10 protein-coding genes and 1 tRNA gene are annotated in these 16,669 nt (G+C 70.0%); 9 read left to right on the forward strand and 2 right to left on the reverse strand.

Going from position 1 to position 16,669, the window contains the following annotated elements:
- Positions 1-64: 64 nt before the first annotated feature.
- From AC1D1A_RS09060 to AC1D1A_RS09075, 4 genes are all read left to right on the forward strand, one after another.
- Positions 65-2,344 (forward strand): prolyl oligopeptidase family serine peptidase, encoded by a 2,280-nt coding sequence (locus AC1D1A_RS09060; protein ID WP_476947569.1) that lies wholly within the window; start codon positions 65-67, stop codon positions 2,342-2,344.
- A 146-nt stretch (positions 2,345-2,490) separates the two neighbouring features.
- Positions 2,491-2,578 (forward strand) — tRNA-Ser (locus tag AC1D1A_RS09065).
- 174 nt (positions 2,579-2,752) lie between these two features.
- Entirely contained in the window at positions 2,753-4,411 is a 1,659-nt protein-coding gene (locus AC1D1A_RS09070) for a phytoene desaturase family protein (protein ID WP_476947570.1), read from the forward strand.
- 73 nt (positions 4,412-4,484) lie between these two features.
- A complete protein-coding gene (locus AC1D1A_RS09075) occupies positions 4,485-5,954 on the forward strand; it encodes an MFS transporter (RefSeq protein ID WP_476947571.1) in 1,470 nt (489 codons plus the stop codon).
- Here the strand turns inward: AC1D1A_RS09075 and AC1D1A_RS09080 are convergent.
- Positions 5,899-8,079 carry a RecQ family ATP-dependent DNA helicase gene (locus AC1D1A_RS09080; protein ID WP_476947572.1) on the reverse strand — a complete coding sequence of 727 codons (2,181 nt, stop codon included), beginning with the start codon at positions 8,077-8,079 and terminating at the stop codon, positions 5,899-5,901. The genes AC1D1A_RS09075 and AC1D1A_RS09080 overlap by 56 nt on opposite strands.
- A 123-nt stretch (positions 8,080-8,202) precedes the next feature.
- On the opposite strand from AC1D1A_RS09080, the gene AC1D1A_RS09085 reads away from it, so the two are divergent.
- From AC1D1A_RS09085 to AC1D1A_RS09105, 5 genes are all read left to right on the forward strand, one after another.
- Complete coding sequence (locus AC1D1A_RS09085; RefSeq protein WP_223914399.1) at positions 8,203-9,621, forward strand: phosphomannomutase/phosphoglucomutase; 1,419 nt, start codon at positions 8,203-8,205, stop codon at positions 9,619-9,621.
- Positions 9,622-9,623: 2 nt separating this feature from the next.
- The gene (locus AC1D1A_RS09090) at positions 9,624-10,109 is read left to right on the forward strand and encodes a hypothetical protein (RefSeq protein WP_028278122.1); all 486 of its coding nucleotides are present in this window, start codon (positions 9,624-9,626) and stop codon (positions 10,107-10,109) included.
- A 20-nt stretch (positions 10,110-10,129) separates the two neighbouring features.
- Entirely contained in the window at positions 10,130-10,579 is a 450-nt protein-coding gene (locus AC1D1A_RS09095) for an RrF2 family transcriptional regulator (RefSeq protein WP_230009078.1), read from the forward strand.
- 194 nt (positions 10,580-10,773) lie between these two features.
- A complete protein-coding gene (locus AC1D1A_RS09100; protein ID WP_476947573.1) occupies positions 10,774-13,671 on the forward strand; it encodes a CBM96 family carbohydrate-binding protein in 2,898 nt (965 codons plus the stop codon).
- A gap of 156 nt (positions 13,672-13,827) precedes the next feature.
- Entirely contained in the window at positions 13,828-14,988 is a 1,161-nt protein-coding gene (locus tag AC1D1A_RS09105) for a globin domain-containing protein (protein WP_476947574.1), read from the forward strand.
- An 87-nt stretch (positions 14,989-15,075) separates the two neighbouring features.
- Here AC1D1A_RS09105 and AC1D1A_RS09110 read toward each other — a convergent pair whose 3' ends face one another.
- A complete protein-coding gene (locus tag AC1D1A_RS09110) occupies positions 15,076-16,488 on the reverse strand; it encodes an FAD-binding oxidoreductase (RefSeq protein ID WP_476947575.1) in 1,413 nt (470 codons plus the stop codon).
- Positions 16,489-16,669: the final 181 nt, after the last annotated feature.

Genomic DNA, 16,669 nt, shown 5'->3' on the forward strand with positions numbered 1-16,669 from the left:
CCCGGCCGCCGGCTTGACCTCCGTGTGACTTGCCACTGCCGCACCGATGTTCTTGGATGGAAAAATGACCACCACAGAAGCTGACCACCCGTCCGCGTCCGGCGAGGCCACCGGCGCCCTCCCGGCTGGAGGGACTTCCCCCGAACCCGTCGACGAGAACATCTGGCTGGAGGACATCTACGGCCAGGAGCAGCTGGCGTGGGTCCGTGAACAGAACGCCCGCACCGAGGAGCTCCTCGAGGACGCCGACTACGCCGATCTGGAAGGCCGGATCCTGGAGGTCCTCGACTCCACCGACCGGATCCCCATGGTGGGCAAGCACGGCGAGTGGTACTACAACTTCTGGAAGGACCGGGACAACCCCCGGGGCCTGTGGCGGCGCACCAGCTGGGACAGCTACCGGGCCGGGACCCCCGAGTGGGATGTCCTGCTGGATGTCGACGCCCTCGCCGCCGCCGAGAACCAGGACTGGGTCTTCCACGGCGCCAACTTCCTCCGCCCGGCCCCGGGTGAACCCCACCGGCGGGCCCTGCTGGCGTTCTCCCCCGACGGCGGGGACGCCAACCGCCACCGGGAGTTCGACGTCGAGGCCCGCGGCTTCGTGGACCCGGCCGACGGCGGCTTCGACCTCCCGACCGGCAAGGGCAACGCCTCCTGGCTGGACGGGGACACCCTGCTGGTCGCCACCACCGCCCACGATCTGCCGCGGACCACCTCGTCCTATGCCCGCACCGGGGTGAAGCTGCGCCGCGGCGAGTCCCTGGCCCAGGCCGAGCAGCTGTTCGACATTCCCGAGGACCACATGATGGCGATCGTGGCCCACGACTCCACGCCGGGCTTCGAACGAACGTTTGCCGTCGACTGGATCAGCTTTTTCGAGAAGAACACCTCGGTGCTGCGCGATGGTGCATGGGTGCAGATCGACGTGCCGGCGGACGTGAACCTGAGCTCGCACCGTGAATGGCTGCTGTTCCGCCCGCAGCGTGACTGGACCGTCAACGGCACCACCCACCCGGCGGGCTCCCTGCTCGCGGCCGGCTTCGAGGACTTCCTCGCCGGCTCCCGGGACCTCGGCGTGCTCTTCACCCCCGATCCGCACACCTCCCTGCAGTCCTGGAGCTGGACGCGGGACTTCCTGCTGCTGAACCTGCTCCGGGACGTGTCCTCGGAGATCCACGTCCTGGATCCGCGGCGCCCCGGTACGGACGCCGCGTGGGCCGCCACCGTGCTGGACGCCTGCCCGCCCCTGCACGACGTCAATGCCTTCGCGGTGGATGACGAAGACGACGCCGAAGGCTCGGACGACGACGGTACCGGCGGCGCCGCCTCGGTCGCCGAAGGCGAGGCACCGGGTGCAGGGAACGACTTCTGGCTGGTGGCCACCGGCTTCACGACGCCGACCACCCTGACCCGCGGGACACTCGCCCGCGACGGCGGATCGGTGACCAGCACGCACGAGGTGATCCGGACGTCGCCGTCATTCTTCGACGAGGCGGGCTACGAGGTCCAGCAGCACTTCGCGGCCTCCAGCGACGGCACGAAGGTTCCGTACTTCCAGGTGGCCGCCAAGGACCTGGTGCTGGACGGCCAGAACCCGACCCAGCTTTCCGGCTATGGCGGCTTCGAGATTTCGCGGACGCCGGCGTACAGCGGCGCGATCGGCCGGGCATGGCTGGAGCGGCGGACCGCGGAGTCCAGCGGCGAAGAGGGCGAGGGCACGCACCGCCGCGGTGGCGTCTACGTGGTGGCGAACATCCGCGGCGGCGGCGAGTACGGGCCGGACTGGCACCGCGCCGCGCTGCAGGGCAACCGCCACCGGGCGTACGAGGACTTCGCCGCCGTCGCGAAGGACCTGATCTCCCGCGGCGTCACGTCCCGTCAGCGGCTCGGCTGCGTGGGCGGCTCCAACGGCGGACTGCTGGTGGGCAACATGCTCACCCAGTACCCGGAGCTGTTTGGCGCCGTGTCCTGCGGGGTCCCGCTCCTGGACATGCGCCGGTACACCAAACTGTCCGCGGGCTATTCCTGGATCGGCGAATACGGCGACCCCGACGTGCCCGAGCAGTGGGAGTTCCTGAAGACGTTTTCGCCGTACCACCTGCTCAAGGACGGCGTGGACTACCCGGAGACGTTCATTTGGACGGCGACTTCGGATGACCGGGTGGGGCCGGTGCAGGCCCGGAAGATGGCGGCCCGCATGCAGGCCATGGGCATCCCGAATGTCTGGTTCCACGAGGCGCTCGAGGGCGGCCACGCGGGGGCTTCGGACAACCGGCAGGCGGCGGCCCTGCAAAGCCGCAGCCAGCATTTCCTGTGGCGGGCCCTCGCCGGCACCGAGGCGTAAGGCCCACACCCAAGCAACGCGGGGTCACTTAGCGCCCATCCGGGGGCCCCGCATGGGCCGGATCTGACCCCGCGTTGCTCTGGAGCCGCCGTTTTGCACTGCGTGGCACCTTCTGCGTATCCTTGGTTGGCTAGTTATTAGCAATTGGAGACGTGCCAGAGCGGCCGAATGGGCTTCACTGCTAATGAAGTGTGGGGCACAACTCCACCGGGGGTTCAAATCCCCCCGTCTCCGCGTTTGGCCCCGGTCCTCGGACCGGGGCCTTTTGCGTTCCCGGGCAGATCAGGGCGGATCGACGTCGTTCAGTCGCGCTGGTCTGCCCCCAGCAGTCACGTCCCCCCTGCCCCGGCACGTCCGGTGGCCGGACGCCTCACGCCCGCCGGCGGATCCGGATGGCAGGATAGGCCCATGTCGAGCAACACGGAATTTGACGCCATCATCGTCGGCGGCGGCCACAACGGACTGGCCGCGGCCGCGTACCTGGCCAAGGCCGGGCGGGACGTCCTGGTCCTGGAAAAGCTGGAACACGCCGGCGGCGCAGCGGTATCCGCGCACGCGTTCGACGGCGTCGACGCCCGCCTCTCGCGCTATTCGTACCTCGTCAGCCTCTTGCCCCGGCAGATCATCGACGACCTCGGCCTGCGCATCACGCTGGCGCGGCGGCGCTATTCCTCCTACACCCCGGACCCCGCGGATGCCAGCCGGGCCCTGCTGGTGGACAACGGGGACGAGGCCGCCACGGCCGCGTCGTTCGCCGCCGTCGGCGCTCCCGACGGCGAGTTCGGCGCCTTCACCGCGTTCTACGCCGCGTGCCGGCAGCTCACGGAGGCACTCTGGCCCACCATGACCGCGCCGCTGCTGGCGCGGTCCGACGCGCGGGCCCTCGCCGCCCGGGCCGGGGCCGACGCGGCGTGGGAGGCCATGATCGAGCATCCCATCGGACAGGCGATCCGCCGGGAGCTGGGCAGCGACCTGGTCCGCGGTGTGGTCCTGACGGATGCGCTGATCGGTACCTTCGCCCGGGCTGACGATGAGGACCTGCAGCAAAACATCTGCTTCCTCTACCACCTGATCGGCGGCGGGACGGGGGACTGGGACGTGCCGGTCGGCGGCATGGGCGCGGTCTCCGGCGAGCTGGAGCGGGCCGCGCGCGACGCCGGCGCGACCATCCTGACCTCCGCGGACGTGACCGCCGTCCGGCCCGGCGGCGCCGTGGACTACCGCCACGGCGGGCGGGACCATTCGTCTTCCGCCCGGTGGGTGTTATCCAATGTGGCGCCGGTGGTCCTCGACCGGCTGCGCGGCCGGCCTGCCGCCGACCTGTCAGCCGGCGCCGCCGCCGGCGACCCTGGCATTTCAGCGGTCGCCGCCACCAATCCGAACCATCAGCGCGAGGGTGCGCAGGTCAAGGTCAACCTCCTGCTCAAACGCCTCCCGGAGCTGCTGGACGGATCCGTCAGCCCCGAGGCCGCGTTCGGCGGGACGTTCCACATCAACGAGACCTGGTCCCAGCTCGACGCCGCCTACAGCACCGCCGCGGCCGGATCCGTGCCCTCGCCGCTGCCGTGCGAAATCTACTGCCACTCGCTGACCGACCCCAGCATCCTGTCCCCGGAACTGCAGGCCGCCGGCGCCCAGACGCTGACCGTCTTTGGCCTGCACGTCCCGGACCGGCTGGTCACGGCGGAGAACAATGAGGACCGCCGCGCCGAACTGCAGGCGGCCGTCCTGGCCTCCCTGAACTCCGTCCTGGCCGAGCCCGTCGAGGATCTGCTCCTGACCGGTCCGGACGGGCGGCCCTGCATCGAAACCAAGACCACCCTGGACATTGAACGCGCCGTCGGGATGCCCCGCGGCAATATCTTCCACGGCGGCCTCGACTGGCCGTTCGTGGAGGACGGCGAACCGCTGGACACACCGGCGCGCCGCTGGGGCGTGGCGACGGATGATCCGCAGATCCTGCTCTGCGGCTCCGGTGCCCGCCGCGGCGGCGCCGTCAGTGCGATCGGCGGACACAACGCCGCCATGGCTGTGCTGGAATCGGAACCACCCCTGCGCCATGGGTGAACCGGTGCAATGGGCGAATCAGTGCAATGGATGAGCCGGCGCTATGGGTGAACCGGACCGTGGAGACACGCGCATGAACGCCTCCCCGCGCGGCGCGGACCCGGCCGGGGGCAGCTGGAGCCCGCGGCTGGCCCTGCTGGTGGCCACGACGTTCTTCATGGAGTTCCTCGACGGGACCGTCCTGACGACCGCCATACCCAGTATCGCCGCCGATTTCGCGGTGCCGGCCGCCGACGTGAACATCACCATGACCGCCTACCTGATGACGGTGGCGATGGGCATCCCGCTCAGCGGCTGGCTCGCGGAGCGGCTCGGTGCCCGCCGGGTGTTCTGCCTCGCCATCGCTATCTTCACGGCCGCGTCATTGCTCTGCGCGCTCAGCCAGGACCTGACCATGCTGACGCTGAGCCGTGTCCTGCAGGGTGCCGGCGGCGCCATGATGGTCCCGGTGGGCACGCTGGTGGTGCTCCGCGGCACCCCGAAGAAGGATCTGCTGCGCGCAACGGCCTTCCTCGTGTGGCCCGGGCTGCTGGCCCCGGTCCTCGCCCCGCTGGTGGGCGGAGCGCTGACGACCTACCTGTCCTGGCACTGGATCTTCCTGGTCAACCTCCCCCTGGGCCTGGCGGCCTTCCTGGCCGCGCTGCGCCTGGTCCCCCGAGTCCGCGGCGACAGCACGCGGCGCCTGGACTGGCTCGGACTGGTCCTGACCACGCTCGGGGTGGGATCCCTGCTGGTCGGCCTGGAATTGATGGGCGGCCGGGACGCCGGACTCCTGGCGGCCGCGGGGATCGCTGCGGGCCTGCTGTTCCTGGCCGCCGCCGCGGCCTGGATGCGGCGGACCAGCACGCCGCTGTTCAATCTGTCCGTCTTCGGCACACGGACGTTCCGCGCGACGGCGACGGGAGGCTTCGTGTACCGCCTGACCATCAGCGCGGTGCCGTTCCTGCTGCCGCTGATGTTCCAGGTCGGTTTCGGCTGGGACCCGCTGCGCGCCGGGGCGATGGTGTCGGCCGTGTTCGTGGGGAACATCGGGATCAAGCCCGCCACGACGCCCCTGATCCGGCGTTTCGGGTTCAAGCCCGTCCTGGTGTTCGCGTCGCTGGCCTCCGCGGCCACTTTTGCGCTGTGCGCGCTGCTCGACGCCGGCACGCCGGAACCGCTGATTGTCGCGGTGCTGGTGGCCAGCGGGGCGTTCCGCTCGATCGGATTCTCGGCGTACGCATCCGTGCAGTACGCCGACGTCGTCCCGGCCCAGCTGCCGTCCGCCAACGCCGTCTCCGCGACGCTCGTGCAGCTCGCCACCGCGGCCGGGATCGCGGTCGGGGCGCTCCTGCTGCGGGTCTTCGAGGCAGGCAGCCGCGCGGGATCCACCGGGGTCGCCGGTGATCCGGCGGCGCCGTACCGGGCGGCGTTCCTGGCCATCGCGGTCTTGATGCTCCTGAGCACCCTGGACAGCCTGGCCCTCCCCCGCCACGCCGGCGCTGAGGTCAGCCGGCCTGGCCCAGCACCAGCGGCAGAACGGCGCCGGCGCCCGCGAGCCTGAGGGCCCGCCCGGAAACGGTCAGGCTCCAGCGGCTGTCCACGAGGTCGTCCACCAGCATGACGCTCTGGCCACGGATTCCAGCCAGGGCCTCCTCCAGCTCCGGCCCCACCACCAAACGGTCCCAGACGCCGGCGAGCCGGTAGGCGCTGTTCCCGCCGCGGCCGCCGGTGGGTCCGCCGTGATTGAGCTGCAGCTGGCCCAGATACGGGATGCGGCCAATCTCCGAGATCCCGCGGGCCAGGGAATCCACCAGCAACGGCTTCCCGCGGGAGGGCAGGCTGATGATCGCGGCAGGCCGGCCGGCCCCGCTCCAGCCAGCGGTCCGGGCATCTCCGGTGCCCCACTCCCGGAGCACCTGGACGCAGGCCTGAAGCATGCCCGGGTCCACGGGCCGGTCGGGCGCACCGGCGGCGAAGGCCTCCCGCAGGGCCCCGCCCCAGCCAAGGTCCGTCAGGCGCGCCAGCACCCGGCCGTCCGCGAGGGCCTCATCCGGCTTGATCTTGCCCTTGACCGGCACGCCCAGGCGGTCCATGCCGCTGGGCCACTGCAGCCGCGGTTCCAGGGCGACGCCGGCCCGGCGCAGGGTCTGCCCGGCGGTCTCCGTGGCGTCCTCGGCGATGTCGGCGCGGAACCAGCGGCCCGCGCAGTTGTCACAGCGGCCGCAGGCGCGGGCCGTTTCATCGTCCAGCACCGAGGTGATGTATTCCATCCGGCAGCCGGCCGTGTCCTGATAGATGACCATCGAGTCCTGTTCATCCACCCGGGCCTCGGCGATCCGGCCGTACCGCTCGGCGTCGTAGTTCCAGGGTTGTCCCGTGGAACGCCAGCCGCCGCCGACGCGTTCGACGGCGCCGTCCACGGCCAGGACTTTCAGCAGCAGCTCCAGCGGGGTGCGCCGCAGGTCCACCCGGGCCTCGAGCGCCACCGTGGACACCGCCGTGCCTGCCTCGGCGAGGGCCGTCAGGACCGCGGCAGCTTTCTCCTCCGACGGCATGGATGCGGTGGCGAAATACTGCCAGATGTCGCGGTCCTCGGATCCTGGCAGCAGCAGGACGTCGGCGTTCGCCGCGCCACGGCCGGCGCGGCCCACCTGCTGGTAGTACGCCACCGGCGACGACGGCGCGCCAAGGTGCACCACGAAGCCGAGGTCCGGCTTGTCGAAACCCATGCCGAGGGCGGAGGTGGCCACGAGCGCCTTGACCTGGTTGTCCTTCAGGAGCTGCTCGGCCCGTTCCCGGTCCGCGGGGTCCGTGCGGCCGGTGTAGGCGAGGACCTCGTGCCCCGCCTCAGCCAGCAGGCGGGCGGTGTCCTCGGCGGCGGACACGGTGAGGGTGTAGATGATGCCGCTGCCCTGCAGATCCTGCAGGTGGGTCAGCAGCCAGCCGAGGCGTTCGCGGGAATCGGGCAGGGTCAGGACACCGAGCCGGAGCGAATCCCGGCCCAGGGCGCCACGGATGGTGAGCACGTCCTTGCCGAGCTGTTCCTCGATGTCATGCACCACCCGGGAGTTGGCCGTGGCCGTGGTGGCGAGCACCGGGACGGTGTCCGGGAGCTGCGTGATGAGGTCAGCGATGCGCCGGTAGTCGGGGCGGAAGTCGTGGCCCCAGTCCGAGATGCAGTGGGCCTCGTCAATCACCAGCAGCCCGGTCCGGCGGACGAGCTCGGGCAGCTGGTTTTCCCGGAAGGACGGGTTGGTGAGTCGTTCCGGCGAGACCAGCAGGACGTCCACTTCATCGGCGGCGAGCTGCTCGCGGACAGTGTCCCAGTCCAGCTGGTTTGCGGAGTTGATCGCCACCGCCCGCACCCCGGCCCGCGCCGCGGCCGCGACCTGGTCCCGCATGAGGGCCAGGAGCGGGGACACGATCAGGGTCGGCCCGGCGCCGCGGCGGCGCAACAGCAGGGAGGCGACAAAGTACACGGCCGACTTCCCCCAGCCGGTGCGCTGCACCACCAGAGCCCGCCTGCCGCCGTCGACCAGGGCCTCAATGGCCTCGAACTGGCCGTCATGGAACTCGGCTTCAGGATGGCCCACGAGCTCCCGCAGTACATTCTGGGCCTGTTCCCGGGTCGAGGATGGGGTGCCGGCTAGGGCCGTGCTGGAAAGGGCGTTCTGGTTACTGGCCATTGCTTCAGTATCCCAGCCCCCTCCGACAGCCACGAAGCCGGTACCCGCTATGTGCACAATCCGGCGTGTAGACAAGGGCGGGGACAGGCCGGCGCGTCAGGGCCGCAACGTAAGATAAGACGCGTGACTACGGACAAGACAAAGACTTTTGACCTCTCGACCTCGTTCAAGGCCTACGACGTGCGCGGAATCGTGGGGCAATCCATCACCGCGGAGATCGTCGAAGCCGTCGGTGCCGCCTTCGTCGACGTCCTGGAACTCACAGGGCAGACCGTGCTGGTGGGCGGGGACATGCGCCCCTCCTCCCCCGAGTTCGCCAAAGCCTTCGCGAACGGCGCAGCCACCCGCGGCGCCAACGTCCAGCTGCTGGACCTGATCTCCACCGACGAGCTCTACTACGCGTGCGGGGCCCTCAACGCCGCCGGCGCCACGTTCACCGCGAGCCACAACCCGGCCGAATACAACGGCATCAAGATGGCCAAGGCCGGCGCCGTGCCGATCTCCTCCGAAACCGGGCTCATGGAAATCCAGGCCCGCGCCGAGGAATACCTCAACGCCGGCGCCATCCCCGCGGCCGGCAGCACTGGCCTGATTGGCGTGCAGGACGTCCTCAAGGGCTACGCGGAGTACCTGCGGTCCCTGGTGGACCTGCGCGGTTCCCGGCCGCTGAAGGTTGTGGTGGATGCCGGCAACGGCATGGCCGGCCTCACCACCCCGGCCGTGCTTGGCGATGCCCTGCTGCCCAAGCTTCCGCTGGAGATCGTGCCGCTGTACTTCGAGCTCGACGGATCCTTCCCGAACCACCCGGCCAACCCGCTGGAACCGGAAAACCTGCGCGACCTGCAGGCCGCCGTCGTCGAACACGGCGCGGACATCGGCCTGGCCTTCGACGGCGACGCCGACCGCTGCTTCGTGATCGACGAGAAGGGCGAGCCTGTCTCGCCGTCGGCCATCACCGGCATGGTGGCCCGCCGCGAAATCGCCCGCGCCCAGGGCCTCGGTGAAGACACGCCCACCGTCATCCACAACCTGCTGACCTCCCGCGCGGTGCCCGAACTCGTCGAACGCCACGGCGGCCGGCCCGTCCGCACCCGCGTGGGGCACTCCTTCATCAAGGCCGTCATGGCCGCGGAAGGGGCCATCTTCGGCGGGGAACACTCGGCCCACTTCTACTTCCGCGACTTCTGGAATGCGGACACCGGCATGCTGGCCGCCATGCACGTCCTCGCCGCCCTGGGCGAACAGGAGGGCCCGCTCTCCGAACTCGGCCGCGAATACGAGCCGTACCGGTCATCCGGTGAGATCAACTCGGAAATCGAGGACAAGGCCGCCGCGGTCGAGCGGGTCCGCGAGGACTTCCACGACGAGGACGTCGAGGTCGACTACCTCGACGGCAGCACCTTCATCGCCACCGACGGCAGCTACTGGTTCAACCTGCGCCCGTCCAACACAGAACCGTTCCTGCGCCTCAACGTTGAAGCCACGGACGCCGCCACCATGGAACGCGTCCGCGACCGCGTCCTGGCGCTGGTCCGGGGCTAGCGGTGGCAGTACACCCGGAAGAATCCGCCAACACCGGATCCTGGCGCGAGTCCGTGCCGGACGCCAGCGCCACGGATCTGGAGAACCTGCTCGGCACCGGCGTCGGTGCCGCGCAGGAGCAGCTGGAACGCAACGGCGGCTTCCTGCCCTTCGCCCTGGTGGTGCAGAACGACGGCGAAGTCCGGCTGGTGGCAGTCACACCCGCGGACGCGAGCGACGGATCGGACGCCGACTTCGACGCGGACGCCATGATCCGGGACCTCCACGAGTTGCTCCGGCAGCACCGGGAGGAGTTCCGGGCCGCCGCCGTCGTCTGCGACATTACGCTGCTCGAGGAAGACTCGGACGCCATCCACGTCGCGGCAGAGCACCAGGACGGCTCCCTGTTCGCCGCCGTGCTGCCCTACGCCGCGAATGCCGGGACGCACGAACTCGAGTTCGGCCAGCTGGCCGCCGATACCAACGAGCCCGCCGTCTGGGTGGACTAGACCGCCCTTAGGCTGGGGATATGAAGATCAATGCGTTCGCCGATGTGAGCCTTCGCGCTTTGCTGGTGCTCGCGGCCGCTCCGGACGGCGGGCTCCTGACCACCCAGAGCATCGCCGACGCTGTCGGCACGCCGTACAACCACGTCAGCAAGGCGATGGCGAAGCTGCGCGCACTGGGCCTGATCGACGTCGAACGCGGCCGCAACGGCGGATCCCGGCTGAGCAGCGCCGGCCGGACCGCAACGGTCGGCCAGCTGCTGCGGCAACTCGACACCCGCATGGACCCGGCCGACTGCATTGCCACGGGCGGGACGTGCCCGCTCATCACCGAATGCCGGCTCCGGGCCGCGCTGGCCCGGGCCCGCGAAGCCTTCTATGGCGAACTCGACGGGATCGTGATCGCGTCGCTGCCGACCTCCCGGCAGATGGCGCCCGTCTTTGCGGCGATCGGGCTGCGCCCGGGGCTTTGAGCGGCCCGGCAGGTTCGGGCCGCTGTCCGGCGGGAATCCGGCCCAATCTGGGGAAAACCTTTGGTTTGGCGTCCAAACGCCCTTCCTGGCGGGCCTGGCCATTGACTTCAGGCAGGCACGGGATGACAAAGTACCCCTAGGGAACGTCACCAAGCCGGTATTTTTTGTCTTTCCGGCCAGTCGAAGGGCCGCTGATGAAAAGTATCCGTTGGTTTAGCGCTGCCGGAGCCGCGGCGCTCCTCCTGACGTTCATCACCGCCCCCACCGCCCTTGCGGTACCGACGGTGGTGGCGGTGGAGTGTGCGGCGGATACCTACACCTCCGCATCGGCGCCCGCGACGGACTTCGGCACCAGCGGCTCGCTGGCGGTCTACGGCTCACCGGACGCCACGACCGTGCTCCGGTTCCAGGTCCCGGCAGCCCCGGCCGGGCAAACACTGACCGGCGCGATCCTGCGCATACGCACCACCAGCCTGGCCTCCGCCGGCTCCGCCAACACCCTCAACGTCCGCTCGGCGGCCGACTCCTGGTCCGAGACCGGCACCCTCTACGCCAACCGCCCCGCGGTTTCCGGGCCCACCCTCGGGTCCCTGCCCGGCGGCACGGCCGCCAACACGGCCTACGACATCCCCCTGGACACCAGCCTGATGACCGGCTGGACCGGGTCCCGGACCCTGGCCCTGACCGGCACCGGCACCGACAGCTCCTGGTTCTGGTCACGCCAGGCCTCCGCCACGCTGCGCCCCACCCTCACCCTCACCTACACGGACGGAACCCCGCCCGACACCACCGCACCCGGCGCGCCCGGGACCCTGGCCGCCACAGCCACCGGAACCACCGTCGCCCTGTCCTGGACCGCCGCAACCGACAACACCGGCGTCACCGGCTACACCGTCCACCGCTCCACCACGGCAGGCTTCACCCCCGCCACCACCACCAAAATCGCCGACACCACCGGGCTCAGCTACACCGACACCAACCGGCCCGCCGGAACCTGGTACTACCGCGTCACCGCCACCGACGCCGCCGGCAACACCGGCCCCGGCTCCAACGAAGCCACCGCCACCACCCAACCCCCGCCCGACACCATCTCACCCGGCGCGCCCGGGACCCTGGCCGCCACAGCCACCGGAACCGCCGTCGCCCTGTCCTGGACCGCCGCAACCGACAACACCGGCGTCACCGGCTACACCGTCCACCGCTCCACCACGTCAGGCTTCACCCCCGCCACCACCACCAGAATCGCCGACACCACCGGGCTCAGCTACACCGACACCAACCGGCCCGCCGGAACCTGGTACTACCGCGTCACCGCCACCGACGCCGCCGGCAACACCGGCCCCGGCTCCAACGAAGCCACCGCCACCACCCAACCGGCCGCTCCGCCGACGGTGCTGGCGGTGGAGAGTGCGGCGGATACCTACACCTCCGCATCGGCGCCCACGACGGACTTCGGCACCAGCGGCTCGCTGGCGGTCTACGGCTCACCGGACGCCACGGCCGTGCTCCGGTTCCAGGTCCCGGCAGCCCCGGCCGGGCAAACACTGACCGGCGCGATCCTGCGCATACGCACCACCAGCCTGGCCTCCGCCGGCTCCGCCAACACCCTCAACGTCCGCTCGGCAGCCGACTCCTGGTCCGAGACCGGAACCCTCTACGCCAACCGCCCCGCGGTTTCCGGGCCCACCCTCGGGTCCCTGCCCGGCGGCACGGCCGCCAACACGGCCTACGACATTCCCCTGGACACCAGCCTGATGGCCGGCTGGACCGGGTCCCGGACCCTGGCCCTGACCGGCACCGGCACCGACAGCTCCTGGTTCTGGTCACGCCAGGCCTCCGCCACGCTGCGCCCCACCCTCACCCTCACCTACACGGATGCCGCCCCTTCCGACACCACCGCGCCGGGCGCGCCCGGGGCTCTGGCCGCCACAGCCACCGGAACCGCCGTCGCCCTGTCCTGGACCGCCGCGACCGACAACACCGGCGTCACCGGCTACACCGTCCACCGCTCCACCACGGCAGGCTTCACCCCCGCCACCACCACCAAAATCGCCGACACCACCGGGCTCAGCTACACCGACACCAACCGCCCCGCCGGAACCTGGTACTACCGCGTCACCGCCACCGACGCCGCCGGCAACACCGGCCCCGGCTCCAACGAAGCCACCGCCACCACCCAACCCGGTGCCGGCGGGACTGCGACCGTGCTGGCTGTCGGCGACATCGCCTGTGCCCCCGGCTCAGTTGTCACCTCGTCGGCGTGCCGCCAGGGCGACGTGGCCGCGGTGGTCGCGGCCCAGTCGCCCGACAGGTTCATCGCCCTTGGGGACCTTCAATACCAGAACGCCACCCTTGCCGAGTTCATGGGGGCCGGCGCCTACAACGACACATTCGGCGCCCTGAAGGCCATCACCTCGCCGGTGCTCGGCAACCATGAATACCTTGACAACACCCGCGGCTATTTCGACTATTTCTATGGCCCCGGCGTCACCACGGGCGACTTCGGGACCCGTACGGACGGCTACTACTCGACGACGATCGGGGCCTGGACCTTCATCGCCCTGAACAGTGAATGCGGGCCCGGCGGGGTGAGCGGTGGATGCGGTGTCGGCAGCCCGCAATATTTGTGGCTGCAGGACCGTCTCACCAATTCCCCGACGGCGTGCACCCTCGTGGCGGCGCACCATCCACGCTGGTCAACGGGCGTGAACCACGGCTCCTACCCGGAACTGGGACCTATGTGGGACCTCATGGCCGGCCACGGTGTCGACGTCATGATTTCCGGGCACAACCACGTCAGCGAGATCTTCAAACCGATCGGCGCCTCCGGCTCAGGCACGGTGCCGGCGCTCTCCCCGACCGGGATCCGGTCCTTTACCGCGGGCGCCGGCGGGGCGGATCTCCAGGCGTTGTCGGCCAACACCGACCCCCTTCTGACCGCAATGGTGGCCCGTGGCCGAAGCGCCTTCGGGCCGCTCAAATTGACCCTGAACGCGTCGTCCTACTCCTGGCAGTTCCTCCCCCTTCCCGGCATGACGTTTACGAACGTGGGCACCACCGGTTCCTTCTCCGGCAGCGACACTTGTCACTGACACCCGCCTTCTCCCGCCGCCGCCACGCCCGGAATCCGGTCGATTTGGAATAGATTTCTACGCGGTGTAGAAATGAGGCATAGATATTTGTATTTGAAATGCAAGTATCGCCGCGGACCCGGCTGAAGACGCCGGGCCACTATCTCAGGAGTCAGCATGCTCTCGGACAAGTCCTTCCCCGTCATCGAGGCCACCCTGCCGCTGGTCGGTTCCCGGATCGGGGAGATCACCCCCAAGTTCTACGCCCGCCTCTTCGCCGCCCACCCCGAACTGCTGGACGGCCTGTTCAGCCGCTCCAACCAGCGCTCGGGCAATCAGCAGCAGGCCCTGGCCGGAAGCATCGCCGCCTTCGCCAGCCACCTGGTGAACAACCCGGACACCCTGCCGGAGACCGTGCTGTCCCGGATCGCGCACCGCCACGCTTCCCTCGGCATCACCGAACCGCAGTACCAGGTGGTCTACGAGCACCTCTTCGCCGCCATCGCCGAGGACCTGGCCGAGGTCATCACCCCGGAAATCGCCGAAGCCTGGACCGAGGTCTACTGGCTCATGGCGGACGCCCTCATCAAGCTCGAGAAGGGCCTCTACTCCGCACAGGCCAACGCCAAGATGTGGACCCCCTGGAAGGTTGCCGCCAAGACTCCGGCCGGCACCGGCTCCATGACCTTCACGCTGGAACCGGCCGACGACACCCCCATCACCGCGGCGCTGCCGGGCCAGTACGTCAGCGTCAAGGTCACCCTTCCGGACGGGCTCCGCCAGGTCCGCCAGTACTCCCTCTCCGGCGACGCCGGCACCAGCCGCAGCTTCACCACCAAGCTCGACGACGGCGGCGAGGTCTCCCCCGTGCTGCACAACAACGTCGCCGTGGGCGACGTCATCGAAATCTCCAACCCCTACGGCGAAATCACGCTCAAGGAAGGCGACGGCCCCGTGGTCCTGGCCTCGGCCGGCATCGGCTGCACGCCCACGGCGTCCATCCTGCGCTCCCTGGCCGAGTCCGGCTCGGACCGCCAGGTCCTGGTCCTGCACGCCGAAAGCACCCTGGACAGCTGGGCGCTGCGCTCCCAGATGACGGACGACGTCGAACGCCTGGACGGCGCCGACCTGCAGCTCTGGCTCGAGCAGCCCGAAGCCGGTTCCAACGCGGGCTTCATGTCCCTGCGCGAGGTGGACCTCCCGGCCAACGCCTCGCTCTACCTGTGTGGCCCGCTGCCGTTCATGAAGAACATCCGCAACGAGGCCATCAACGCCGGCATCCCGGCCACGAAGATCCACTACGAGGTCTTCGGCCCGGATATCTGGCTCGCCAGCTAAAACACTCACCGACGGCGGCCCCGCACCTCTTCGTGAAGGTGGGGGCCGCCGTCGTGAAGCGGTGCCCCGGAGCCCGCACAGAGCGCGTCAGCCCGCCGACGGCACCCCGGTGATCGCGTGACCGAAGCGCAGGAGGTTACCGGGGTCGTACGTGGACTTCGCGGACCGCATCCGCTCGTAGACCGCGGGAGTCCAGGCCCGGGCCCGGTCCTCCTCGTCGCCCGGTGCGCCATGGAAATTGACCAGCGTGTACCCGGTGGAGTGGGGAGCCATCGCGGCCAGGATCCCGCTGATGGAGGCCGATACGGCCTCGGCAAGGGGCGGTATCTTGAACCCGACGAGGAACAGCAGGAAGGCCGCGTCCCGCCCCGACACGGCGTCCGACACCGCATCCGGCATAGCCCCCGGCCGGGACAGTGCAGTCCGGGCCAGCGCGCCGCCGAGCGGCCGGACCTCCACCAGCAGCAGCGGGCAGTCCGAACCGTCCCCGGTGAGCTCGAGCAGGTCAGCCACCGCCTCTTCGCCGAAATCCTTCAGGAGCGCGCCGCCGTCCATGAAGGGCAGCGGGTCCGCCGGGTCCATGTGGATCTGGTCAACGTCGAGGTAACTCATGGGCCCGGCCGTGTCCATCAATGGGGTCGAGACCGCCCGCATCGGGGCAAGCAGCGCGTCGCCGGCCTCGCGCTTGCCCAGGAAGGCAAAGCGCAGGTGCACGACGAACTGGTTCCGCAGCGGCTCAGGAACGAAGTCCATGTCCGGAAGCCGCAGCAGCGAGATCGAGGGTGAGGCGTCTTCGGGCAGCGTGGGCAGCCAGTGACGGAAGGCAGCCAGGACGGTGGCCGCATCCGCCCCGGGATAGATGATGCCGCCGCCGTACAAATCACTGAACGGAAAGAGACTGAACTCGAGGGCGGTCACGATCCCGAGGTTGCCCTTGCCGCCGCGCATCAGTGCAAACAGCTCGGCCTCGGCGTCGGCGTCGATCCGCCGCAGCTCGCCGTCGGCCGTGACAATCTCCATGCTGCGGACATGGTCCGCCGCGAAGCCGTGCGCGCGGCCGAGCACGGGCAGCCCGCCGCCGAGCGTGTAGCCGACGACGCCGACGTCGGTGCTGGAGCCGTGCAATCCGAGGAGCCCGTGCGGCACGCTGGCCTCCAGGAGGGTGCGCCACTTCACCCCGGCGCCGACGCGCGCGGTGCGTTCATCCGGATCGATCTGCACGTCCTGCAGCCGGCGCGTGTTAATGAGCAGGCCGCCATCGATCGCAGATTCGGCGCCGTGCCCGGTGGACTGGACGGACACGGGAAGCCTGCGCTCGGCCGCCCACTTAACCGCGGCCACGACGTCCCGGGCATCTGCGGCCCCCAGAACGACCTCGGGCCGGTGCACTGTTGCAACGTTGAAGGCGAACGTCTCCGCCGCGAATTCGGGGCTGTCCGGCAACGCGACCGGACCGCTGACAGCCCTGGACAAAGCATCGATGTCGTCGTTGACAAGCATGAGGAACTCCTGAGTCTCGCTTACCGCGAGCAGGTCGGGGGCGCGGCCGCACCCGCCCGGAATGCCCCCAGCGCACGCTCCAATCGTCGGCCGGCCCGGCTGATGGAATGCGGACAAGCCTAGGGATCTGGCCGGACGCGGCCTAGGGACCTAAGTCCCGGCGTCACGCACCCAACGAAAG

Source organism: Arthrobacter sp. P1_B9, from assembly GCF_056406495.1.